General features: G+C 51.7%; 21 protein-coding genes. 7 read left to right on the top strand and 14 right to left on the bottom strand.

Annotated features, from left to right (window positions below; translation table 11 throughout):
- Positions 1 to 21: 21 nt before the first annotated feature.
- The 10 genes from trmFO to spoIIR form a co-directional block, all read right to left on the bottom strand.
- Positions 22 to 1,329 carry a methylenetetrahydrofolate--tRNA-(uracil(54)-C(5))-methyltransferase (FADH(2)-oxidizing) TrmFO gene (trmFO, locus tag ACLQ3M_RS11095; RefSeq protein ID WP_411677746.1) on the bottom strand — a complete coding sequence of 436 codons (1,308 nt, stop codon included), beginning with the start codon at positions 1,327 to 1,329 and terminating at the stop codon, positions 22 to 24.
- Positions 1,326 to 3,407 carry a type I DNA topoisomerase gene (gene topA / locus ACLQ3M_RS11090; protein ID WP_411677745.1) on the bottom strand — a complete coding sequence of 694 codons (2,082 nt, stop codon included), beginning with the start codon at positions 3,405 to 3,407 and terminating at the stop codon, positions 1,326 to 1,328. The genes trmFO and topA overlap by 4 nt, the downstream gene beginning before the upstream one ends.
- Positions 3,408 to 3,465: 58 nt before the next feature.
- Positions 3,466 to 4,641 (bottom strand): DNA-processing protein DprA, encoded by a 1,176-nt coding sequence (gene dprA, locus ACLQ3M_RS11085; protein WP_411677744.1) that lies wholly within the window; start codon positions 4,639 to 4,641, stop codon positions 3,466 to 3,468.
- Positions 4,638 to 5,453: a TrmH family RNA methyltransferase gene (locus tag ACLQ3M_RS11080; RefSeq protein WP_411677743.1), complete on the bottom strand. Its 816-nt coding sequence runs from the start codon at positions 5,451 to 5,453 to the stop codon at positions 4,638 to 4,640. The genes dprA and ACLQ3M_RS11080 overlap by 4 nt, the downstream gene beginning before the upstream one ends.
- A 63-nt stretch (positions 5,454 to 5,516) precedes the next feature.
- Entirely contained in the window at positions 5,517 to 5,870 is a 354-nt protein-coding gene (gene rplT, locus ACLQ3M_RS11075; RefSeq protein WP_066650555.1) for a 50S ribosomal protein L20, read from the bottom strand.
- 46 nt (positions 5,871 to 5,916) lie between these two features.
- Positions 5,917 to 6,114, bottom strand: a complete 198-nt coding sequence (rpmI, locus tag ACLQ3M_RS11070) for a 50S ribosomal protein L35 (RefSeq protein ID WP_066650556.1) — start codon at positions 6,112 to 6,114, stop codon at positions 5,917 to 5,919.
- 20 nt (positions 6,115 to 6,134) lie between these two features.
- A complete protein-coding gene (gene infC, locus ACLQ3M_RS11065) occupies positions 6,135 to 6,674 on the bottom strand; it encodes a translation initiation factor IF-3 (protein WP_411677769.1) in 540 nt (179 codons plus the stop codon).
- A 189-nt stretch (positions 6,675 to 6,863) separates the two neighbouring features.
- Positions 6,864 to 10,415, bottom strand: a complete 3,552-nt coding sequence (gene addA, locus ACLQ3M_RS11060) for a helicase-exonuclease AddAB subunit AddA (protein ID WP_411677742.1) — start codon at positions 10,413 to 10,415, stop codon at positions 6,864 to 6,866.
- Positions 10,412 to 13,750 carry a PD-(D/E)XK nuclease family protein gene (locus ACLQ3M_RS11055; protein ID WP_411677741.1) on the bottom strand — a complete coding sequence of 1,113 codons (3,339 nt, stop codon included), beginning with the start codon at positions 13,748 to 13,750 and terminating at the stop codon, positions 10,412 to 10,414. Before ACLQ3M_RS11055 ends, addA begins: the two co-directional genes overlap by 4 nt.
- Before the next feature lie 78 nt (positions 13,751 to 13,828).
- Positions 13,829 to 14,431: a stage II sporulation protein R gene (gene spoIIR, locus ACLQ3M_RS11050; protein WP_411677740.1), complete on the bottom strand. Its 603-nt coding sequence runs from the start codon at positions 14,429 to 14,431 to the stop codon at positions 13,829 to 13,831.
- Between the two features lie 110 nt (positions 14,432 to 14,541).
- Between spoIIR and ACLQ3M_RS11045 the strand changes: the two genes are divergently transcribed.
- A complete protein-coding gene (locus ACLQ3M_RS11045) occupies positions 14,542 to 15,162 on the top strand; it encodes a VanZ family protein (protein WP_411677739.1) in 621 nt (206 codons plus the stop codon).
- A gap of 50 nt (positions 15,163 to 15,212) precedes the next feature.
- On the opposite strand, the gene ispE is transcribed toward ACLQ3M_RS11045, so the two are convergent.
- The 4 genes from ispE to ACLQ3M_RS11025 are packed head-to-tail and all read right to left on the bottom strand — an operon-like array spanning position 15,213 to position 18,576.
- Complete coding sequence (gene ispE, locus ACLQ3M_RS11040) at positions 15,213 to 16,073, bottom strand: 4-(cytidine 5'-diphospho)-2-C-methyl-D-erythritol kinase (protein WP_411677738.1); 861 nt, start codon at positions 16,071 to 16,073, stop codon at positions 15,213 to 15,215.
- Positions 16,066 to 17,250, bottom strand: coding sequence for an aminotransferase class I/II-fold pyridoxal phosphate-dependent enzyme (locus tag ACLQ3M_RS11035; protein WP_411677768.1), 1,185 nt, complete (start codon positions 17,248 to 17,250; stop codon positions 16,066 to 16,068). Before ACLQ3M_RS11035 ends, ispE begins: the two co-directional genes overlap by 8 nt.
- Positions 17,246 to 17,731 carry an Lrp/AsnC family transcriptional regulator gene (locus ACLQ3M_RS11030; protein ID WP_411677737.1) on the bottom strand — a complete coding sequence of 162 codons (486 nt, stop codon included), beginning with the start codon at positions 17,729 to 17,731 and terminating at the stop codon, positions 17,246 to 17,248. Before ACLQ3M_RS11030 ends, ACLQ3M_RS11035 begins: the two co-directional genes overlap by 5 nt.
- A gap of 32 nt (positions 17,732 to 17,763) precedes the next feature.
- On the bottom strand, positions 17,764 to 18,576 hold the full coding sequence (locus ACLQ3M_RS11025) for a histidinol-phosphatase HisJ family protein (protein ID WP_411677736.1): 813 nt from the start codon (positions 18,574 to 18,576) through the stop codon (positions 17,764 to 17,766).
- A gap of 208 nt (positions 18,577 to 18,784) precedes the next feature.
- Between ACLQ3M_RS11025 and ACLQ3M_RS11020 the strand changes: the two genes are divergently transcribed.
- The 6 genes from ACLQ3M_RS11020 to ACLQ3M_RS10995 all read left to right on the top strand — a co-directional run bounded on the left by ACLQ3M_RS11020 (position 18,785) and on the right by ACLQ3M_RS10995 (position 24,486).
- Entirely contained in the window at positions 18,785 to 19,054 is a 270-nt protein-coding gene (locus ACLQ3M_RS11020; RefSeq protein ID WP_411677735.1) for an ACT domain-containing protein, read from the top strand.
- 32 nt (positions 19,055 to 19,086) lie between these two features.
- On the top strand, positions 19,087 to 20,445 hold the full coding sequence (locus ACLQ3M_RS11015; protein WP_411677734.1) for a PFL family protein: 1,359 nt from the start codon (positions 19,087 to 19,089) through the stop codon (positions 20,443 to 20,445).
- A gap of 210 nt (positions 20,446 to 20,655) precedes the next feature.
- Positions 20,656 to 20,967, top strand: a complete 312-nt coding sequence (locus ACLQ3M_RS11010; protein WP_411677733.1) for a hypothetical protein — start codon at positions 20,656 to 20,658, stop codon at positions 20,965 to 20,967.
- A gap of 6 nt (positions 20,968 to 20,973) precedes the next feature.
- Positions 20,974 to 22,020, top strand: coding sequence for a V-type ATPase subunit (locus tag ACLQ3M_RS11005; protein ID WP_411677732.1), 1,047 nt, complete (start codon positions 20,974 to 20,976; stop codon positions 22,018 to 22,020).
- Between the two features lie 22 nt (positions 22,021 to 22,042).
- Positions 22,043 to 23,995, top strand: coding sequence for a V-type ATP synthase subunit I (locus ACLQ3M_RS11000; protein WP_411677731.1), 1,953 nt, complete (start codon positions 22,043 to 22,045; stop codon positions 23,993 to 23,995).
- 41 nt (positions 23,996 to 24,036) lie between these two features.
- Positions 24,037 to 24,486, top strand: a complete 450-nt coding sequence (locus tag ACLQ3M_RS10995; RefSeq protein ID WP_411677730.1) for an ATP synthase subunit C — start codon at positions 24,037 to 24,039, stop codon at positions 24,484 to 24,486.
- The last annotated feature ends 21 nt before the right edge of the window (positions 24,487 to 24,507 follow it).

Below are 24,507 nucleotides of genomic sequence, written 5' to 3'. Positions count from 1 at the left end.
CTCGATTCAAATGAGCATATTTTATTTTTCCGTCAGAGCCCGGTCCAGGTCTTCCAGCGCCCGGGCAGCCAAAGCGGCGTAGCGTTCCCGCTTGTCCCGGATTTTTTCCGGCAGCGGAGGAATCACGCCGAAATTAGCTCCCATCGGCTGAAAATTACCGGTTCCGCCGGATTCGACATAACGGCTCAGAGCACCGATCATGGTTGTTTCCGGCAGTACAAGGGGAGACTTGCCGCGCTGTCGCCGAACCGCGTTGATTCCGGCCATGATCCCGGAAGCGGCGGATTCCATGTAACCCTCCACCCCCGTGATCTGCCCCGCGAAAAACAAGTCCGGATTCTTTCTGAACGCAAAGCCGGACGACAGCACCGTCGGAGAATTCAGAAACGTATTGCGGTGCATCACCCCGTACCGCGCGTATTCTGCGTGCTCCAGTCCGGGAATCATTCCAAACACGCGTTTTTGTTCCGCAAATTTCAGATTAGTCTGAAACCCCACCAGATTATACATGGTCCCAGACTCGTTTTCCTGCCGGAGCTGAAGCACGGCCCACGGGCGGTGCCCGGTCATGGGATCCCGCAGGCCAACCGGCTTCATCGGTCCGAACCGGATGGTATCCGGCCCGCGGCGCGCCATAATCTCCACCGGCATGCAGCCCTCATAGACCTTCGGGTCGGCCGCGTCGAATTCGTGGAGCGGGGCGCGTTGAGCATGGACCAGTTCCTCATAAAACCGTTCGTACTCCTCACGGTTCATCGGGCAGTTCAGGTATGCGGCGTCGTCTCCCCTTTCATAGCGGGAGGCAGCGAAAATCCGCTCCATATTCAGGCTTTCCGCCGTTACAATCGGCGCGGCCGCGTCAAAAAAGCTCAGACTCCCGCCGCATAAAGCGGATATTTTTCCGGCCAGCGCATCGGAGGTTAAAGGTCCTGTTGCGATGACCGCGATTCCATCCGCCGGGATTTCGTTCACTTCTTCCCGGAGAATCTGAATCATCGGATGGGATGCGATTTTCTCCGTAACCGTCCGTGCAAAAAGGTCGCGGTCAACCGCAAGCGCGCCGCCGGCGGGAACACGGCAGGAATCCACGCAGGACAAAAGCAAAGAGCCAAGCCTTTTCATTTCAGCCTTTAATAGGCCCGCGGCGCTTTCCGTTCTTTCAGCCTTCAGGGAATTGGAACAGACCAGTTCCGCGAAATTTTCGCTGTGGTGCGCGGGCGAAAAGCGAAGCGGCTTCATTTCATAAAGCTCAACCGGAATTCCGGCCTCGGCAATTTTCCACGCCGCCTCACATCCGGCAAGGCCGGCGCCGATTACCCGAATCCTCATTCTTCCTCCGTTTTTTCAAAACCGCAGTCGGGCGTGACACAGTACAGCTTTGGATTTTTCCCTTTTTTCTTCAGAAGGGTCTTGCCGCACCTCGGGCATTTTTCCTTGGAGGGTTCATCCCACGAAACGAAGTCGCAGTTTGGGTAATTGGAGCAGCCGTAAAAAACGCGGCCTTTTTTTGTCTTTTTCACAATGACTTTCCCGCCGCACTTCGGGCATTCCGCGCCGGTTTCCTGCACATATTTTTTTACATTTTTGCATTCGGGATATCCCGGGCAAGCAAGGAATTTACCGTAACGGCCGTTTTTAATGACCATATGCCGCCCGCATTTTTCACAGATGACGTCGGTCACATCCTCCTTGAGCTGGATTTTGACCCCCTGCATCTCCTCTTTCGCGGTCTTCAGCGTCTGGTCGAAGTCTCCGTAGAAATCTTCAAGGGTTTCCACCCAATTTGTTTTGCCGCTCTGAACCTCGTCAAGGTTGCTTTCCACCTGCGCGGTAAATTTGATGTTTACGATTTTGGGAAATCGTTCTTTCATCAAATTGGTTACGGTTTCGCCCAGCTCGGTCGGCTTCAGGGCTTTTCCGTCCCTTACCACATATTCCCTTCCCGTTATGGTTGAAATCGTCGCGGCATAAGTGGACGGGCGGCCGATCCCGTTTTCTTCCAGCGCTTTAATCAGCGACGCTTCCGTAAAACGCGGGGGCGGCTGTGTAAAATGCTGACTGCCCGCAATCTCCTTTAATTTCAACGGCATTCCGTTCTCCAAGGGCGGCAGCGTAACTCCGGCTTCGTCCTTTTCATCCTTTGCCTCTTCGTAAAGCACGGTAAAACCGTCAAACGTTACGGTAAAGCCGGACGCTTTAAAGATGTAATTCTTCGCCTGAATCTCGGCCTGCGTGGTACTCTGCAGGCAGTTTGACATCTGGCTTGCCAGAAAGCGTTCCCAAATCAGTTTGTAAAGCTTATACTGGTCGGAGGACAGGCTTTCCTTGACTTTTTCCGGCGGAAGGGACGGCATGGAAGGGCGAATCGCCTCGTGGCCGTCCTGAGCGTTGGCTCTGGATTTAAAATGGCGGGGGGCATCCGGAAGATATTTGTCGCCCCATCGTTCACGGATATAATCACTTGCCTCGTGAACCGCGTCTTCCGAGATGCGAAGGGAGTCCGTCCTCATGTAAGTGATCAAACCGACCGCTCCGAGCCCGGGGACTTCCACGCCTTCGTACAGCTCCTGCGCCGCCTTCATCGTTCTTCTCGCCTGAAAGCCAAGCCTGCGCGAGGCTTCCTGCTGGAGAGTTGAAGTGATAAACGGAGGAGCCGGAGATTTGCGTCTTGTTCCCTTTTTCACTTTAACAATGTTGAAATCGGCGTCCTTCAGATCTTCCAGAATTCGGTTGGATTCCTCTTCGCTGGAAATTTTCATTTTACCGTTTGTATCGCCGTAGAAACTGGCGGCAAAGGTTTTGCGGGAGCCCTTGGGGACAAACTTCGCGTCGATCGTCCAGTATTCTTCCGGAACAAAACTGCGGATTTCATTTTCCCTGTCCACAATGATTCGAACCGCAACCGACTGCACACGTCCGGCGGAGAGGCCGCGCCTGATTTTCTGGGACAGGAACGGGCTGAGCTTGTAACCGACCAACCGGTCCAGAATCCGGCGGGCCTGCTGTGCATTCACCAAGTCGATATCAATGTTTCTCGGATTCTGCATTCCGTTTGTAACGCCGGTTTTTGTAATTTCATTAAAAGTAACCCGGTTTTTCTGGTCCATATCAAGGCCGAGAATATATGCCAAATGCCACGAAATTGCCTCCCCCTCCCGATCAGGGTCGGTCGCGAGCAGGATGGAATCGCTTTTTTCGGCAAGGTCCTTCAGATCCTGTACCAGTTTTTCCTTCCCCTTAATAATCTCATATTTGGGCTTAAATTTATTTTTTATATCTACGCTCAACCGATTTTGGGGCAGATCGCGCACATGCCCCATGGAAGCAACGACATCAAAACCGGTTCCCAGATATTTTTTAATTGTTTTTGCTTTTGCCGGGGATTCAACGATCACCAGCTTGGACATAAAACCACCTCTTATTATTAAGCATTTTCTTTCTCATTCCAAAGAATGCAGAGGAAAACTATGAGCGCCGCAGACTGTATCTGCGGCCTGAATGGGATTCAATTGCGCCTTCCAGTTCCAATTCGGTCACGGCGGAAAGGAGCCGCGCAACCGGTATTTGTGTACTTTCGGACAATTCGGCAATCTGGCGCGGCCTGTTGGTTAAGCTGGACAATAGTATTTGCGCGTCCGGTGAAAATTTATCCGCACAGATTTCCGTCTGCTTTTTATCTTCTTTGAAAGAACCGCATTTCGCGCCATTCTCTTCTATAATAACATTTGTTTTTGTATCGTCAAGGAAAAATTTACTTTTTATCCATTCAGGATATTCTTCAAGGATCTCTTTTGCCCCGCTGACAGGCTTTGCTCCGGACTTAATCAAGCTGTTGACTCCCGCTGAAACAGGGCTGAAAATACCTGCCGGGACGGCAAAAACATCGCGCCCCTGTTCCAGAGCGTAATCCGCCGTAATCAAAGATCCGCTCCTTGCCGCGGCCTCCACGACAAGCGTGCCGAGAGAAAGCCCTGAGATAATTCGGTTGCGGATGGGAAAATTCGATCCGGATGCCTGTGTCTGCGGTGGAAATTCGGAAATCAGCACGCCTTTGGACGCAATGGTGTCCCGCAGGGTGGCGTTTGCCGCCAGATACGCCGTATCGATACCGCAGCCAAGAATACAAGCGGTTTTTCCGCCCGCCTGAAGCGCCCCCTGATGCGCAGCCGTATCAATGCCGAGCGCGCCGCCGCTGACGATGATCACATCGTTTTTCGCAAGCTCATAGGCGAAGCTTCGGGCAACCGTCTTTCCGGTTTGCGTCGCCTTTCTGGTTCCGACAATCGATATGGCGGGTTCTTTGCTGAAATCGGGAAGCGTCCCCTTATAATAGAGCGCGCACGGCGGATTGTGAATCTGCCGCAGCGGAGCCGGATATTCATCACAGTCCGGGGTGACAACCTTCTGCCCTATTTGATCGCAGTACTGTAAAAGCGCCCGTGCGTCGGAAACAGAGTATGACTCCATGCTGCGGAGTTCTTTCGCCGTGAAATATCCTTCCAACAGCCATGCTTCCCGACCGCCTCCATAAAATTCCGCCAGATTATTCCAGCCCTCCAGGACTCGGTTTGGCTTGGAGCTGCCCGCTCCAAGTGCGTGCTGCAGCCACAGCCAGTATGCTCTCGGGTCAAGATCACTCATCGGCCAGCGCCTCCCGCCCGGTTCCTTATCATTTCCCAAATCAAAACGGCCGCAGCAGCGGAAGCGTTCAGGGACTCCGCTCTTCCCAGCATAGGAATGGTAACCTGAACGGAACAGGCCTTTCGGGTTTCCTCCGTCAGCCCGTTGCCCTCGTTTCCGACCGTAAGCACGCACGGAACGGAAAAATCCATTTTTGTCACAGGCAGAGCATCTGAATCCGGAACCGCCGCGGCGGTAAGAAAGCCCCGGCGGTTCAGCTCAAAAAACGCCGCAGGCAAATTTTCTTCCATAAAAATAGGCATACGGAACACAGCCCCCATCGATGCGCGAAGCACCTTTGGAGAATATATATCACAGCAGCTTCCACCCAATATGACCCCGTAAACTCCAAGAGCTTCCGCTGTACGGAGAATCGTTCCCATATTAGCGGGGTCCTGCAAATTTTCGAGTGCGAGATACGGACCGCTTCTGTTTAGGTCGGCAACATGCTGAATTTTCCGCGGCATTTCACAGACGCAGAAAATACCCTGAGGCGACTTTGTGCAGGACAGCGCCTGCGCTGCCTGCGGGCCGACAAAATAAACCTCCTGCGCGGTTTTCAGAACGGAGGACAGATACTTCGCGTATTTCTCCCCGGCGCGTTCGGTATAAAGCAGTTTTTGCACCGTAACGCCGCTGCATGCTGCGTCTGAACACAGCCGCGCGCCCTCCAGGAAATACAGTCCGCGTGCTCTGCGGTAATCCGCGGAACCGGAAAGCCGTATTGCTGATTGAATGATTTCATTTCTGCGGCTCAAAATTATTTCGGGCATTCGCAAGAACTCCCAACGGATAAAATGAGCGCCCGGAACCAACCGGGCGCAGTAAATGATTATTTAAACAGCGGATTTTGCTTTTTCAACCAGACTCTTAAATGCCGCCTCATCCGCAACGGCGATTTCAGCAAGCATTTTACGGTTCAGCGCAACGCCCGCTTTTTTCAGTCCGTTCATGAACATGGAGTAGCTGACACCGTTTGCCCGGCAGGCAGCCGAGATTCTGGTAATCCACAGACGGCGAAAGTCCCTTTTTCTGGCCTTGCGTCCGATAAACGCATAGTTGCCGGACTTCATGACGGCCTGTTTCGCCATTTTAAAATGACGGCTCTTGGAACCGAAATAACCCTTTGCGAGTTTTAACGTCTTTTTTCTTCTTTTGCGCGTCATCAACGCGCCCTTAACACGTGCCATTCTATTACCTCCAATAAATGGTCAATTTCCATTTTCCAAGCAGTCTTTACTTATAGGGAATCAGCTTTTTAATGCTTGCCACATTCGTCTTGTCGGCGGAAACCGTCTTGCGCAGACCGCGTTTGCGCTTTGTGGACTTTTTATTGAGAATGTGCGATTTATTGGCATGAGCGCGGATAACTTTACCGTTTTTGGAAAGCTTAAAGCGCTTTTTTGCGCCGGTATGTGTTTTGATTTTAGGCATGACTGCCCCTCCTTAAAACTTTACTTAACGGGCTTGGAAGCAAGGAACATCAACATGTTGCGTCCTTCCAGCTTGGGCGGTTTTTCAACGTTTGCAATTTCACTCAGAGCCTCGGCAAAGCGTTTCATAATATCATAGCCCTGTTCCGGATGGCCCATCTCGCGTCCGCGAAAACGAATAGAAGCCTTTACCTTGTCTCCGCTTTTCAGAAATTTCTCCGCATGACCGAGCTTCGTATTGAAGTCGTGAACATCGATATTCAGCGAAAGACGGATTTCCTTAATATCAACAATATGCTGATTTTTTCTGGCTTCCTTTTCACGTTTGGCCTGCTCAAATCTGAATTTGCCGTAATCAATGATCTTACAGACCGGCGGGCTGGCCTGAGGAGCAATCTTGACCAGGTCCAGATTCATTTCCATGGCTTTTTGCAGGGCCTGCGCGGATGACATCAAACCGAGCTGGCTGCCGTCCGAACCGATTAACCGCACCTGCCTGTCGCGAATTTGATCGTTAACCTGAAGTTCCTTGTTGCTAATAGTTAAGCACCTCCATAACACGTCAATCAACAAATAATAAAAGCGCGGGCACAACTATCCGCCCGCGCATCAATACCAAGTTTTGCTCCAAAAGGAACAATCAAACGTATTGACCCGTGACGGACATTACCCCACAGGTGGAAATACAACATCAGAGTGTATCCCGCTTTGTTTTACAGTTATCTATTATAAAGACACCCGACGCTTTTGTCAAGAACTATTTCCCGTACCCGTAATTTCCGCACCGATGGCAAACGAGTAAAGCATGCATTGTTTTACCCTTTTTCCCGTACAAAGCTCCAATGCGCGCCGGTACCAATCCAGCTGTTCCCTGTATCGCCGCCAGAGTTCCTCCGGGTTTCCCGTGCGGTCCGTCTTATAATCAACGATCACAAGGCCGTCCGGTTCCTCGAACACGCAGTCCGCCGCGCCCTGCAGAATCACAGATTCTTTTGACAATTCCGCGTCAAGCTCCTGACGAACCTCTCCCGCCGGTATCTCCACAGTGAAACGGAACTCGCGTTCCATGCGGGCAGAGGCAAGCATCCTCTTTGCGACCCTGCTTTGCAAAAATGTTTGAACCGCCTTCAGGTCAACCGCCTGAGCCTGCCAGGAGGTCAGGTAACCTTCCCGCACCAGTCTGGAAAGCTCCCCGTCGGGAGCGGCCGCCGACTTTTCGTAATCCGCAAACTGAAGATAGGCGTGCAGCGCCGTGCCGCGCTCCGCGGGAGTCAGGCCGGTTTCGCCCAGAAACGCGGGACGGGCAGACGCCGAGTACCGTGCGGAGAATTTCCCGGCGGCCAGCTCGGACGCGGCAACCTTCGCGCACATGCCGTTCAGTCCGGAATACGGATAGGAATAATTCAGATCTGCCTCCAGTCTGTCAAGCAAAGCGGAATCTGCCGCTGCTTCGGACTTCTCTGTAATTTCCGGCTCCGCGGATTCCTCCGCCCGCGGATGGGTTACATGAACCGCCCAATGCTCCCCGCCCCCCACTGTGATTTCGTCGGACGCACCGGCAATCTCACGAAGAGAGCCGCCGTCCGGATGGCGGAGAGCGCAGAGCAGCAGCCAGTCTGAAATGCAGGACGCGCCGCGCACAACGTAGGGCTGAATCTGAGCCCCACCCGTCACCCGGGAAGCAAGGGAGGCAAGAGTTCCGCCGGCGTCCGCGAGCGTTGTGACCAGAATCAGTTTCTCTTTCGCGCGCGTCATCGCGACATAAAGCACGCGCAGCTCCTCGCTCATTTCATCCCGCTCCTGCTCCAGCCCGACGGCTTCCCTGACCATTGTGGAACAGCGGGCGCCGGTGGCAGGGTCCTTCAGTCGAATACCGGGGCCGAGTTCCGGATGCAGCAGAACGTCTGAACGCTCCCGATGAAAGCTGCGCGAACAGCCGGCCAGAATGCAAATCGGAAATTCCAGCCCTTTCGAGTGGTGCACACTCATGATTCGCACCACATTGGCCGATTCGCTGATGGTAGAAGCCGCGGAAAGGTCCGCGCGGCTTTTCTGCATACGCTCAATAAAACGGAGGAAGCCGGATAACCCGTTGTAACCGGATGATTCGTATTTTCGGGCGTAGGTCAGCAGCAGGCGAAGATTCGCCAGCCGCAGTTCTCCGTTCGGCATGGCCTGAACCAGATCCGAAAGGCCCGTTGAGTTGTAAACGGTTCGGATCAGCCGGTCTGAGGGCATGGTTGCGGACAAAGTCCGAAAACGCTTGATCTCTTCAAGAAATTCGGCGGCTTTCCGGTTTCCGGCCCGCGCAGACGAAGCAACCGCGGGATAAAGCCGGCCCGCGCGGTCATGCAGCCTAATTTCAGAGACATCGTCCGGTGAAAAGCCGTAAATCGGGCTCATCATAACTGCAAGCAACGGAATATCCTGCATCGGATTGTCGATCACCTGAAGCAGCGACAAGGCGGTGCGGACCTCGCTGGCGGTGAAGAATCCGCCCACCGTATCAGCCCACGCCGGAATTCCAAGTGCCGAAAGCTCCCTTGCGTATTCGTGCGCATACCGGTTGGCGCTGCGAAGCAGAATGCAGAAATCCCGGTAAACCGCCGGCCTTTGCCTGCCGCGGTCCGTTACAGTATGCGAACCGTCTGTCATGGAGTAGATCAGCTCCGCGATGCGCAGGCATTCCGCGCGGATCATATCGGAGTCTTTCCGGAATTCCGTTCCGGAAAGATCGATGATTTCCAGATCGGCCGCCGGCTCCTCCTGAAAAGGATAATCGGCGCCGGGTACCAGCTCCTCCGACTTTGTGTAATCCAGCTCGCCCGCCTTTTTGCTCATCAGCTGCCGGAAAACGAAATTAACCGCCCCCGTTACCCCGCTTCTGCTTCTGAAATTGCGGTCGAGAATCACGCAGGCGGGAAACGTTTCATTCTCCGGGTCGTAATCCGGCAAAGCCGCGCGCCGCTTTAAAAAGATCTGAGGCATCGCCTGCCGGAACCGGTAAATGCTTTGCTTGACGTCCCCGACGAGGAACAGATTGGTTTCGTTGCGGGAAATCGCGCGAAAAATCATATCCTGCGCTTCGTTGGTGTCCTGATATTCGTCCACCATAATCTCTTCGTACTGCTCGGAAATCTCCAGCGCGTCCGGAGTCCGCTCGAATCCGTCTTCCGCGGCGCGAACCAGGAGTTTCAGCGCCCAATGCTCCAAATCGCTGAAATCCGCCGCGCGGCGCTCCGCCTTTCTCTGCGCCAGCAGAGAGCCAAACCGCTCCGTAACACGAAACAGCATGCGCACGGCCGGAGCAAGCCGGGAAATCTCCTCCGTCCACTCCTCCCCGGAGCCGGAAAACAGAACCGTAAGGCGGCCGACCAAGGACTTGATTTCTTTTCGCGCATCGGAAATTGAATTTTTCAGAGGATCTTCCGAGCGGCCTCGAACCGGCTTGAATTTAGGAAATGAAAACCCGGCGCAGCGGAGAGAGCAAAGGTCCCAGTCGCCGGACAAAACGCCTTCTTTTAAACTCAGCAGGTTTGCAAGGTCCGACCGGCAGGCGTCGGAATATGCGGCGTCGAGCTCCTCGTCGCCGTTCATGCGGGCAAGGGAATTTCCGGTAACCGAAATTCCGTACTCCACCGCTTCTTCCGCATAGGAAAGAATCGCACGTCCCCAGACAGATTCTTCCGGGGGAACCGAATCGTCGTACAAGGCCGACTTTTCCGAAAGCCAGCGGTCTGGAAACGGATGAGAACGTACAAAATCGTACAAACGGTTCACCGTGTCGGCGATGCGGCCGTCATCCCGCCCGGATGAAAACTCCTCGACAAAATCAAAGAATTCGGGTTCCTCCGCTTCGTAGAATTCGTCCAGCGTGTCCGAAATGATTTGAGCGCGCAGAACGGTCATTTCCCCGTCGTCCAAAATCCGAAAATCCGGCGCGATTCCCAGTTTAAAGAAATTCTCGCGCACCAGATCGCTGCAAAAGGAGTCGATTGTTCCGATTTTCGCGCGGGAAAGCAGAATCTGCTGGCGCTGAAGCCGAACGTTTCCGGGATCCTTTTCCAACATCCGGGCGATTTCCGCGGCGATGCGGCCGCTCATTTCTGCGGCGGCGGCTTTTGTAAACGTGACGATCAGCAGCCTGTCCGCGTCGATCGGGCTGACCGGGTCGACTATTCGCTCAATAACGCGCTGGACCAGGACGGCTGTTTTGCCGGAGCCGGCGGCGGCGGAAACCAGAAGGGTTCCGCCTCGCGCATAAATCGCGTTCTTCTGGCCTTGCGTCCAGTTTCTGCTCATGTCGTCTTCCCCCTTTTCGAAAGTTCCGCCAGCACGGCGTCGCGGTCCCATTTCTGCATTTCACGCTCCGGGTCGTCTCTCTCATGGCCGCAGACCGCCCCGTAAGGGCACCAAGCGCAGGCATCATATCCGCCGGACAGCGGAACAGCGGACACATTCCCCCGCTTTAGCTCGGTCGCCATTGTTTCAATCAGGCCGCGGATATACTGGAGAACCTGTTTTAGTTCCCGGTCCGTGACCAAATGACCGCTGCCCGACGGAGCTCCGTTCTTTAAGGTCACCGGAATAAAAACGCCCTTTCCGTCCGGTTCCATTGCGGCGACGATGTCTGCGTCGTTCAAAATCAGGCCGTCCATCCGAAGCTGCCTGTCCGATTCCTTTTTCAATTTATCGCTTGCGGTCCCCCGCTCCGCGGACGGCGACGGACGGTTTGCGGGCATATACAGAACGCCGACGGGAAGAATTTCACCGTACCGCCCCTTTCCGTTCTCACACAGTGCGGCAAGGTAAATCAGCATCTGCAGGTTCATTCCGTAAATTACGTCTGAAAGGCGAAATTCCTTCTGTCCGGTTTTGTAATCCACGACTCTCAGGTAGGAAGTCCCGCCGCGGGTCATCACGTCGACGCGGTCGATTTTTCCGTCGATGCTTACTTTTCCTCCATCGGGAAGAGGAATTTCCAAGGCCGGCACCGCATGGCCGATCGGGAGTTCAAAGTCAACGGGTTCGAACTCGCTCTGCGCTAGCTCCTGTGCGATACGGCGGGCAATGATCCGTGCGGAATCGGCAATCCGGGTGATCAGATATGTAAACCGCGGGGTTTTGTTGGAAAGGCCGCCGAACCTGGTTTTTACATAATCGTCCATAAAATTCAGAATGGCGGCTCGAAGCCCGGCATCGTCAAGAATGGAAATAGCTGCGCTTCCGACCTCCTGAAACAGTCTTTGCAGCAGGTAGTGCATAAAGCTGCCATATTCCAGTGCGTTGAGTTCGGCCGTTTTCCGTTCGCGGGCATCGATTCCGTAGCGGCAAAAGTACTGAAAGCGGCACAAATGGTATTTTTCAATCTGTGTCGCCGAAACACGGAGATCCGAGCCGAAAAGGTCGCGGGCCTTGCCCGCATCCCCGAACAGGAAAGGCTGTTTTTCCGCCGCGTTGGCGACCGAGGCCAGCCGCCGGTCCTTCCCGTAACGATTCATAAGCTCTTTCAAGGTGGCGGACAGCCTGTCGTTCGTACTCCATCTCTGTGCCGCTAGTTCCAGCAAAGGCCGCCGTGCCGAGGCAAAATACGTCTGTTCGAGCAAAAGCTCGTTCCACCGTTCCGCTTTCGGCAGAACAGCCAGCGCCTCCGTTATAACTGTGGAGGGAGAATTCGCCTTTCCTTCCGCATCGGAAACCGGATAGCTGAGATAAAGCTTCCGGGAAGCGGCACACATGGAAGAATAGGCAAGAAATCGTTCCTGGATCGCGGCGCCCTCCGCCGTGTCGTTCAGCTCCAATCCCAGGTTGATGAGCTCATGGCGTTCCCTGTCGCTGATGAGCCCCCCCTCGCCGGGCGACAGGGGAAATTCGCCCTGCGCGCATCCGACCAGAAAAACGATTTTCGGTTCTTCTGGGCGCGAACGGTCCGCGGCGCCGACGGATACCTCGTCCAGCCCCTGCGGAATGCTTGCAATGCGGCTGGACAGGATAACCAGCCGCAGCAGTTCGGCGTAACGTGCTGCGGAAATTTTATTTTTTCCGATTACCAAAGCCGTCTGATCCAAAATTTCCATCAGCAGATCCCAGATGCGCAGTTCCCGGTCCGCCAGCGCCGGATCCCCGCCATCCGACAGCTGACCGGCAAACTGTTTTAGATTTTCAGCCGCGCCCAGTTCCTCAAGCAAGCGGAACACAGCCGCGGCAATCGATGTTCCGTCCGCGTCCTCCGTCCTTTCAAAAAAATGCTTCAGGGGTTCGACGACCATGCTCCGAAGTCGGTTGATCTCGGAAAGCATTGCCGGATCACCCGGCTTTCGCTCAGTGAAGCCCTCCGGGCTGTCCGTCCATTCCTCCAGCCATTTGCGGCCGGAGATGCTCCACAAAAACGTATAGTTTTCCAGCAGAGAAATCTGATCCGGTGAAAGGCCGCACAGCCCGGTTTTTAGGTAGAGCAGAATATCGTCGGAACGAAATCCGTTCTGCGTAATCTGAAACGCGGACAGAACCAACCGCATCAGCGGTTCCGCGTCGATTTCCTCCGGCCTGTCCATAAAATAAGGAATCTCCCATTTTTCAAGCGCTTCGTCCAGAATTCCCCGGTAAGATTCGGGATTTCTTGCAATCACCGCAAAATCCCGGTAACGGTATCCTTCGTCAATCACAAGGCGCCGGACGGTAGCGGCGACAAACGCCGACTCGTCATAGCTGTTCTTCGCCTCGTAAACGGCGACTGCTTTGCATTCCCCCTCAAACGGTTTCTGATGGGCCGGACGATAGATTCCGCCTTCCAGCGCTTTCAGGTCTTCGCTTTGAAACCGCGCGCCGCCCTCCAAAACATTTGGGGCCGCGACCGGAACTCCGTTTTGCCTTGCGATTCTGACTAAAATTTTCGCGGTTCTGCGAATCAGGGAAAACAGGCCCGCCCCGCATTCCGGATCGTCGAGACGATCCGTGCAAAGGGCGACGCAAACCTCTTTTGCCTGACGCAAAATCAGGGATAATACGTCGTACTCCTGAACGGTAAAGCTCTGAAACGAATCCACCATAACAGTATAGCCCGAAAAATAGCTGTGTTCACTCAGCGCGCCTTTCAGCCTTGTCAGATCGTCGAGCGGATCGACGAAGCTTTGCGACACCAGCGCGTCGTAAGCGGAAAAGATCAGGGACAGTTCCGATATTTTCCGTTTTAGCGTACCGTCCCGCATCCGTTCCGCGGCGGCGGACAAGTCGCGCGGCGTAACCGCGCACATCTTAAATTCGGCGCATGCGCTGAGAAGAAGTCCGATCAGTTCGGTGCTTTCCGAATTCTTCCGATAGACATCCAGCTGATCTTTGACCTGCTCCAGCGCGAGACTCATAAAAATACTCCGTCCGCCGTCGTCGAGCCGCCGCCCGGCGAAGCCGCCGCAACCCCGCAGGACCTCGTCCGTGAGCCGTGAAAAGCTGGTTACGGTCACGCGGCGGGCGAGAACCGGCCCCAAAATCCGAAGCATTGCGCGCTCGTTTTCAAAAGAAGCCTGTTCCGGCACAAGCAGCATCAGCCGTTCTTCCCCCGTTTGCGCCAGATTTTTCAATTTATTCCGGACGGCCTGTGTTTTCCCGCTGCCGGCGCGGCCCAAAACAAAACGCAGCATTTTACGCCCCACTCCCTTTTGAGAAAGTATAGCATAAAACGCCGCGTGAAAAAAGGCCGTCTGAATTCCCGAATTCGGTTATCGCTGCTCCAGCCACTGCTTGAGCTGTTCGTAATATTCGACGGTTTTAAATTTGATCTGATATCCGCCGCCGTCCCGGACGATTTTCAGCTCCGTCGGATTCAGAACATCCTCCAGCTGCTTTTTGTCCTGCGCCGCGGGCAGACAGAGCTGCGGGAAAATAACGCACCACCAGTTGTGACCCTTTCCGGAGCCGATGGTGATTTCCAGCGCGTCATATTCACCCGCCGGCAGGGTTACGTCCCCATAGGTTCGGGTTGTAAAATATGTTTTCGCAAGTTTCGCCTGTACAGGATAATCATATCCCTGCTTTTCGATTTCGTTCTGCGCGGCTTCTTTTAAAAGCGGAAGTCTTTGCCTTACGGCCTTTTCCGCCTCATTACGGTTGTGAACATCATCCAGCATTCCGGAACTCTCCTGAAGAATCCGGTCGCGAACCTTCAATTTCAGGCTTTGGTCTTCCTGTGTATCGGAATTTGCAAGAACATGCAGCCGAAGAACCTGAGAAGGAATTTGTTCGCATCCGGCTGTAAATCCTGTGAAGTTAAGTAAAACGGCAATCACGAATGCCAGGCACAACGCTTTTCCAAATATTTTCATAAAACAGCTCCTTTTTTATTTGCAAAAGGAGCATTGTCCAAAATTTCCCATTTTATTCTTTTTTCTTTAAAATATTTTTGCTATGATCAAAATAAAAAGGAAGTGTAAAAATGCAGGAATCCTTAACAAATCTGGCGATCGGAGCAAAAGAGCTTTTGTTTCCGGCACAGATCGGCATCGCGACCGCCCTATTCTGGGGGATCGTTCTTTTTTGTGTCTGTATGCCCCTATTCTTCCGAAAGAAAGAGCTTGCACAAAAGCTGAGCATTGCCCTTCTGTTCCTTTACGTCGCCGCGCTGATGCAAACCGGTCAGTGCCTGACGTTTCGGAGCTTTCTGGTTCCGGACGCGGCTGCGGCGGCAAAAGCTCTTAAAGCTGCGGAATGGAATCCTTTTCTGATTTCCTCCTTCGGCGTCGGCGACGTATTGGCAACTCTGCTCCGCGACCTGCTGCTTTTCATCCCGATTGGGATTCTGATTCCCGCCGCAGACTCCGGAATACGCCTGGGAAAAATGCTGATTGTCTCACTCCTCGGCGGCATCTGTTTGGAATCCTTTCAGCTGATTGCAAACATTCTGTCACGCTCTGCCGTCAGAAACGTAAGTATAGCAGAAGCAATTTTAAGCGCCGCCGGCTGTCTGACCGGATATCTGATTTTTGAAGGTCTGAAAAAAATTCCGATTCCAAGACACAAAGCGCGTCATTACGCACACCCCGGAAAAGCTTTTTAAATGAAAACTGAGAAGAGGAACCCCGGTCAATCCGGAGTTCCTCTTCTTCATCAATCAGGAAAAAACGGCTTGCAGACAAACACATTCGGATAGATTTGCCGCAAATCGTCTGCACAGCTCTTCTCCCGGTCTTGCCGATCAAACAGTCCGAAGACCGCCGAACCGGTGCCCGACATGCACGCAGCGGCCGCGCCCGCCTCTAGCATTCGCCGTTTGATTTTTTTTATTTCCGGCAAAGGAACGGTCTTTTCAAAAGCATTTCCCGTTTGCGCCGCGATTTCTGAAAAATCTCCGCGCCGAAGCGCTTCCAGCATCCGGTCCGTATCGCAGTCGAAAAAGATTCCGCTCCGATCTAATGCTTCATAGGCCTGCTTTGTTCCGATGCCGGCTTCCGGCTTGCATACGACGATACGGCAAGGCGGAAGCGGCGGAAGCCTTGTCAACTTCTCGCCGATTCCTTCCGCAAGCGCCGTGCCGTTCAGCAGACAAAACGGCACGTCCGCACCGACGGTCAACCCGATTTCAGAGAGTTCCGCTTCGCTCAGCGCGGTATGACAAGTTCGGTTCAGAAGCCGAAGCGCCGCCGCGGCGTCCGCGCTTCCGCCGCCCAGCCCCGCCTGCCAGGGAATCCGTTTTTCAAGGAAAAAAGAAACGCCGGGATTTTTAAGGCCGGTCGCCTGAAAAAATGCTTCAGCAGCGCGATAAACCGTATTCTCTTTTCCGCAGGGCAATTCTTTCACTCTGCCGGACAGATGAATTTCACCGTCCGAAGTCTCCGTTAACGAAACACGGTCGGAAAGGGTGATACTCTGGAAAACCGACCGGATCGTATGATACCCGTTAGGCAGCTTCCCCGTTATGTCCAGTGTCAGGTTGATCTTCGCATAGGCATTTTCCGTAAAATCAGGCATTGCGGTCACCGGGCATTGTACGGAGAAAATGTTCGATTCTTGACAGGGCCTCTGTAATATGGCGGATGGAATAAGAATAGGAAACCCGGATATATCCTTCCCCACAATCGCCGAACGCATTGCCCGGTACAACCGCTACTTTTTCCGCATAAAGCAGTTTTTCACAGAATTCTTCCGAAGACAGGCCCGTGCTTTTGATGCAGGGAAAAACATAAAACGCTCCCTCCGGCTCAAAGCAGCTCAGACCCATTGCGTTAAATCCGTCGACAATCAGTCTTCTGCGCAGGTCGTACTGATCGCGCATCGATACGATATCCCCATCGCCGTTTTTCAGTGCCTCAATGGCCGCGTACTGCGCGGTGGTAGGCGCGCTCATAATGCCGAACTGGTGGAGCTTTGTCATTTGCCGGATAATCTCTTTCGGCCCCGCGGCATAGCCCAGCCGCCAGCCCGTCATGGCAAACGCTTTTGAAAAGCCGTTGACCAGAACCGTCCGTTCTTTCATCCCGCCGATCTCCGCAAAAGATACATGCCGGTAATCGCCGTAAGTAAGCTCCCCGTAAATTTCATCCGAAAGGACAAAAAGATTATGTTTCTCCACAACCTCTGCGACCGCCTCAAGATTTTCCCGGCGCATAACGGCTCCCGTCGGATTATTGGGGTACGGCAGAATCAGCAGTTTCGTCTTCGGCGTTATTTTGCTTTCCAGTTCCTCCGCCGTCAGCCGAAATTGATCCTCCTGTTTCGTTTCAAGCACAATCGGCACGCCGCGCGATGCGATGGTCAGCGGCTTATAGCAGACAAAACTCGGCTCCGGGATCAAAACCTCTTCCCCGGGTTCGATCAGACTCCGGATCGTCAGGTCGATCGCTTCACTGCCGCCGACCGTTACTACGATGTCCGTTTTCGGTTCATAATCCAGATGGCAGTGTCGCTTCAGAAACCGGCAGATTTCCTCTCTAAGCTCCAAAAAACCGCGGTTGGGGGAGTACCATGTTTTACCGTCTTCCAGCGATCGTATCCCTTCTTCGCGAACGTGCCAGGGCGTCGTAAAATCCGGCTCGCCGATCGAAAGGGAAATCACATGGTCCATTTCGCTTGCAATATCGAAAAAACGGCGTATGCCAGAAGGCTTCATGTTTTTTACTTCGCTGTTGAGCATGCGCTCGTAATCAATCACAGAGCACACTCCTTCTTTCGTCCTTTTCATCCTCCGTATTGAGGATGACGTTCCCATCCTTATACCGGGTCAGGATGAAATGGGTTGCGGTGGAAAGCACGGAATCCAGCGTGGAAAGGCGGCGCATGACGAACATGGCGATGTCCTGCATGCTTTTGCCGTGCACCTTGACCGCAAGGTCATATCCGCCCGACATCAGGTAGACGCTTTCCACCTCTTCGAACTGCATGATTTTGTTTGCAATTTCATCAAATCCCCGTTCCCGCTTAGGCGATACCCGCAGCTCAATCAAAGCGCTGGCCTTGTTTTTATCGACTTTCTCCCAGTTGATCAGAGCCTTGTAGCCACGGATGATTCCCGCCTTTTCATAAGCCGCGATTTCGTCTTCTATTTCATTTTCTGTTTTTTCCAGCATTGCGGCAAGCTGTTTCACCGACAGCCGGGCGTTTTCATTCAGAAGAGTCAGCAAACGATCCATTTTTAATACACTCCTTTAACGCACTGTCTTACTTACTCAACCGGAAGATAATGGGGTTTTCTTCCGGTAAAAACCACATAGTGATGAAAACCGGCGCTTCGAATAAGTTTCAGCCCCAGCTCGATTCCGCCGCCGACATCCGCCCAGCGGTGAGCATCGGAGCCAAGGGTTATCATTCTGCCGCCCAGCTCGCGGTAACGGCGAATCACCGGATCATCGGGCATGGACGTCCCAAGTCTCTGCCTGAATCCGGAGGTGTTTACTTCCAGAGCGATATTTTTTGCAATCAGCGCTTTTAGTACCTCGTCAATTCTGCCCATAAATCTGTTGGTCTTAATATGCAGTCCGAATTCTCCCACGAGGTAGCGCCAAGGGTAAGTCAAATGCGCAAGGGAGTCAAACTTTCCCCATTCGATCATTTCCAGAATCTCATCAAAGTATCTGTTTAATAGATCGTCAATGTTTTCAATGGAATAATCCAACTCAAAAAAATCTTTTTTCCCCTGTATGTTATGCAAAGAAGCGAGAACAAAATCATAGTTAAAGCACCCAAGAGCATCTTCCGCGGCATCCGTGTTCTGCATAGGCTGGCCCAGTTCGACGCCGGAATAAACATGAAGCCGCCCCTGAAAAGCAGCGGCGGCCTTTCTCGATTCAAAGCAGGACTGACGAATAGATTTATCATAACCATCCTTCCGATAAAGATTGCACTCACAATGATCGGTGATGGTAACGGCATAGAACCCAAGGCGAGCCGCGCTTTCACACATCATCATGGCGGAATCGGCCCCATCCGGAGAACAATCGGTATGGATATGACAGTCCGATATGTATTGAATATTCATGACTTCCTCCAATCCGCTCTTTTTTCATATTATTTATAGTATCACAATTCTTTCGGAAATCCTAGATCAATCATTTCCATGTTGGAAGTATGGTCCTTTTCTTTTTTTAAGCAGTTTGACATTCCGCGAGTCGGCCGTCGCTTGACAAAAAAGGGGTTTCCGCACATAATAAAACCCTGAATATTATTACACGTTTGGGGGTACCAAAATGCGGGCCGTTATTACAGTAATCGGCAAAGACATGGTTGGAATTCTCGCACGGGTTTCATCCGTCTGCGCGGAAAACAACGTGAATGTTGTCGAAGTAACCCAGTCGATTCTTCAGGACCTTTTTGCCATGATTATGCTGGTTGAGATTTCAAAATGCAAAATTCCTTTTCCGGAATTATCTGAAGAGCTGACAAAAACCGGTAAGGAACTGAATCTTTCCGTCCATGTCATGCACGAAGACATTTTTAATTCCATGCACCGCATCTAAGCGGACTCTGGAGGAAGGCTGGAGAATCAATCATGATAAATTCCCGAGATATTCTTGAAACCATTCAAATGATCGACAATGAAAATCTTGACGTGAGAACCATAACCATGGGGATTTCGCTGTTAGACTGCATTGATCCCGATGCGAACCGGTCATGCGAGAAAATATATGATAAAATCTGCCGGTATGCCGGAAACCTTGTCAGAACCGGCGAAGACATCAGTCGAGAGTATGGCATTCCGATTATCCATAAACGAATTTCGGTGACGCCGATCGCCATGATTGCGGCGGCCTGTCCCGATAAAAATCCCGTTCGTTTCGCAAAAGCGCTGGACCGTGCCGCCAAAACAACCGGCGTCAATTTCATCGGGGGTTACTCCGCCCTGGTTCACAAGGGCTTCGGGCCCGGCGACTACGCTTTGATCGAGAGCATTCCGCAGGCGCTGAGCGAAACGGAGTATGTATGCTCCTCTGTAAACATCGGCTCCACTAAAGCCGGGATCAATATGGACGCCGTTGAAAAGATGGGACGTGTCGTTCTGGAAACCGCCAAGGCAACTGCTGAAAAAGACTGCATCGGCGCGGCAAAGCTTGTGGTTTTCTGTAACGCCCCGGAAGACAACCCGTTTATGGCCGGAGCGTTTCACGGCCCCGGAGAGCCCGACTGCGTGATTAACGTCGGGGTCTCCGGCCCCGGTGTCGTTCGAGCGGCTTTGGCTAAAGCAGGAGACTGCAAGATGGATGAAGTCGCCAATATTATTAAAAAGACGGCGTTTAAAGTGACCCGTATGGGCCAGCTTGTCGCACAGGAAGCCTCGCGGAGGCTATGCGTTCCGTTTGGAATCATTGATCTTTCCCTTGCTCCGACCCCCGCAATCGGAGATTCCGTCGCTCATATTCTGGAGGAAATGGGGCTGGAAAGCTGCGGCGCGCACGGCACCACAGCAGCGCTCGCCCTGCTGAACGACGCTGTGAAAAAAGGCGGTGTCATGGCTTCTTCCCACGTTGGCGGCCTTTCCGGGGCATTTATTCCCGTCACGGAAGACTCCGGCATGATTGACGCGGCTCGCTGCGGTTCGCTCAGTATTACAAAACTGGAAGCCATGACCGCGGTCTGTTCGGTCGGACTCGATATGATTGTAGTACCGGGCGATACCCCCTCTGAAATTATTTCCGCCATCATAGCAGATGAGGCGGCTATCGGCATGGTAAATTCGAAAACAACCGCCGTTCGTTTGATTCCGGCAATCGGGAAAAAGGCTGGCGAGGAACTGAATTTCGGCGGCTTGTTGGGCGGGGGCCCCGTTATGGAGGTCAACCGCTACTCCCCACTGAAAATGATTCTGCGCGGCGGTAGAATTCCGGCACCGATTCAAAGCCTGAAAAATTAATCAGTTCACAAAATATTCACAAAATTTCACTAATTTTCTTATTAAAAGACTCTAAAAAAACGGCTTTTTTCGGACTCGGTTTTTTCATTTCTTCAATAATAATTTCTTGTTTATGGTATAATAAATGTAAATTACTCAAATAGTAAGATGAAATTTTGCATACTCACAGATAATCACCTGTTCATAATAATATACGGGAGGGATCGCCATATGCAGGATCTGATGAAACAGATCATTGACATGGACCGGAAAGCCCGGCAGATTACAGAAACTGCCCAGCAGGAGAAGGTCAATTCCGAAAAAGAAATTCAGCAGAAGCGAGAGGAAATCCGCCAAAAATATCTGGAGGAAGCAAGAAAAAGAATCGCAAAAAACGAGCCGAAAGAACGCGCGGCCGCCGAGGCTGCATGGACAGAAAAGAAAAAGCAAAGCGAGCAGCTCTCCAACCGTATGGACCAGTTATATCGCGATAAGGGAGATCAGTGGGTTGGACAAATTGTAGCTAAAGTTATAGGAGAGTGAGGAGGCATGCTGTCCGAATATTCATCACAGGTCGTGTTAACTAAAGCCCGTGCCATGTATGGAAAAAGGCTGACGCCTCAAAACTATAAAGATCTGCTGGCATGCAAAACAGTCGGCGAAGTTGCGGGTTATCTGAAAAGCAACACAGTTTACAGCAAAGTTCTTTCCGGGATCGAGGAATCCGAGGTACACCGCGGACAATTAGAAGCAAAGCTGAGACAGAAACTGCTGGAAGATTACGCTGCCCTATGCCACTTTGAAATCACGCTTGGCGAGCATTTCGCGAAATACTTTATTGAACGGAATGAAATTGAGCAGATTCTTCGCGCGATTCTTCTTTTGGATGCGGGAATGCCGGAAGAGTACATTTTCAATATGCCCTCTTACCTTTTACGGCATACGAAGATCAATCTGAAATCCCTGAGCAAAATCAAAAACTTTGACGATTTGCTCGGCGCTCTGGGAAATACGGCATACCGTAAAATTCTGGAGCCTTTCCGCCCCGGAGAAAATGGATGGATTAATTACACGGGCATTGAGAGTGCCCTTTACGCCAACCTTTATGCGAAGGTATTTCGCATCGTTAAAAAAAGCACGCATGGGGAAACCACCCGGCAGCTTAATGAAATTTTGAAGTCCTATATCGACTTGACCAATTTCGCCAGAATCGTCAGACTCAAAGTCACTTATCATGCGAATCCTGAGTTTATTAAAAAAGCATTGTTGCCCTACGGCTCTTTGAAAGAGAACCTTTTGGACGAAATGATTAACACCAACAGCGAAGGAGAGATTGTCTCACTTCTCGAAACCACGGATATCGGGAGGCATGCGCTGAAATTTGAGCATGATTATGTAGGCGAAATCCCACGCCGCATGAATTTTAGAAACTGTCACCATTATATTGATTTTTCAACCCATTCCTCCGTTGTGCTTATTTCCTACATTTTTACCTGTGAGGCAGAAATCAACGATATTATCACGATTGTTGAAGGAATCCGCTATCAGCTGGCAACGGATGAAATCAAAAAGCTTCTAATCGTCGTGAATAATTAACCAGGAAAGAAGGGACATAAGCGTGGCCGTTGTAAAAATTAAAGTTCTCAGTGTAATCGGGAGAATGTCAGAACTCGACGACGTCACAACAGCGCTTGGAAAATCCGGTGTTTTTCATCCGGACAATGCGCTCGCGTTTTACTCCGATACCTCTGAATTCACTCCATTAAATGATGAAAATCCATATTCTGACTCGTTAAACACTTTGGAAGAGACTTTGAAATCCATTAATAAACATGTAGAGCTGCTGACTCCCAAAGCGATCGATAAAATCATACCGTTGCTTGGCGACTGGCATTCCTATGTGAAGAATTTTTCTTCTTCCGTCAGCGAGTTTCTTGACCAAAGAAACGATATGGAACGTCAGATTGCCACAGACAGCCGGGAAATGGAAAAGGTCGGGCACTTTATGGGTTTGGATATGGATCTGGACGAACTTCGTGAATGTAAGTTCATCAAATTCAGATTTGGTTCCCTCCCGATCGACAGCTACGAAAAGCTCTCTCAATATGACAATAATCCCTATATGGTTTTCTTCCCGTCCACGAAAGAAGAAGAACATTATTGGGGAATGTACTGCGCCCCAATTGAACAGATTGCGGAAGTCGACCGTATTTTTTCAGGCTTATATTTTGAACGAACTCACCTTCAAAAGTTAGATGGTACCATGGAAACCGCTATGGGACAGCTCGCGGAAAAGCTACGGGATGAAAACCGGCAAAAAGAAGAACTGAACCGAAGAATCAACGATCTTTGGGAAAAGGAAAAGCAAAAGGTTCAAAATGTATTTTCCTGGCTTTCTGAGGACTATGTTTTCTTCAACATAAGGCGCTACGCGGCGCGTTACCGGGATAATTTTATTATAACCGGATGGGTCCCCGCAGATAAGGAAAATACCATTAAAGCCTCGCTTGACCAGATGGAAACCGTGAAATATACATTTGACAGAGCGGAAGAACCGGAAGTTCTGATGCACTCTCCGCCTGTGAAACTGAAAAACAAAAAATTGTTCAGACCCTTTGAGTACTTTGTCAGCATGTATGGTCTTCCGGGCTATAATGAGGTTGACCCCACTTTTCTGGTTGCGATGACTTACGTGCTGTTTTTTGGCATTATGTTCGCGGATTTTGGTCAAGGGCTTTGTGTCTCTCTGGTTGGATGGTATTTGTGGAAGAAACGCAAAATGCCTCTTGGAAAAGCATTGGTTCCCTGCGGAATATCCTCTGCCTTTTTTGGCTTTTTGTTTGGTACCGCATTCGGATTTGAAAATGCGTTCGACCCTATTTACCAATCTGTGTTCGGATTACCGGAAAAGCCAATTTCAGTTCTGGAACCTTCCGATACCAATGCGATCATATACACAACGATCGGCCTTGGAATTTTGCTGGTTGTGATCGCAATTCTAATCAACATTTATTCGTCGCTGAGGCGGAAACGTTACGCAAGCGGCCTGTTCGGGCCAAATGGAGTGGCCGGTCTGATTTTTTACTGTGCCGTTATCTTTGGAATTGTCGGTCAGCTCGTCATGCAAATACATGTTTTCAGTACTCTGTATGTAATTTGTCTGATCGTTCTTCCGATGCTCAGCATGATGCTGCAGGAGGTTCTTGGCGGAATGATGGAAGGCCGGCCCGACTGGAAGCCGGAAAACATCACGGAATTTACCATTCAGAATCTCTTTGAAGTATTCGATTATATGTTAAACTACCTCTCCAATACCGTCAGTTTTATCCGTGTCGGAGCCTTTGTACTGGTACACGCCGGTATGATGATGGTTGTGTTTACTCTTGCTGAAATGACATCCGGCTTAGGCTTCGCTCTGATCGTTATTATCGGCAATCTCTTTGTTATGGCACTTGAAGGCCTTCTTGTCGGTATTCAGGCGCTCAGGCTCGAATTCTACGAAATGTTCAGCCGCTTTTTTGACGGCGACGGACGACCTTTCACCCCAGTTATTGTGCGTCAGGAATCCTAACCGATTCCAGCAATATAATATTTGTATCAGGAGGAAATTTTATGTCTATTGCATTATTTTGCCTGCCGATCATTTTTCTGATTCTGTCTACTTTCCTTGCCATTCATGCGATAAAGCACGGACGGAGCAAGCGCAATGCCATGATGGTACAAATGATCGCCTTTGTTGCCGTTTGCGCCATAACCGTTTCCGTTCCGGCGGTTGCCCACGCGGCTACTTCCACACAGCCCACCGCCTCCACCACCACCTCTCAGGCGGCTCCCGCCTCTTCCGGTTCATCCAGCGGCCTTGGAATGATTGCCGCCGCTTTGTCCACCGGCTTTGCCGCAATCGGCGCAGGTATCGCCGTCGGCGCGACGGCTCCTGCCGCAATCGGTGCGATCAGCGAAGATCCGAAGGCTCTCGGCAAATCCATGATCTTTGTGGCCCTTGGCGAAGGAATTGCGATCTACGGACTATTAATGTCCATTTTGATTCTGAACAAGGTCTGACCAGCTTAGGAAATGGAGGCG

Source organism: Caproicibacter sp. (genome assembly GCF_046707225.1).
GTDB lineage: Bacteria > Bacillota > Clostridia > Oscillospirales > Acutalibacteraceae > Caproicibacter.
Note: the sequence above shows the minus strand (reverse complement) of the source record. Positions and strands in the feature narration are given on the sequence as shown.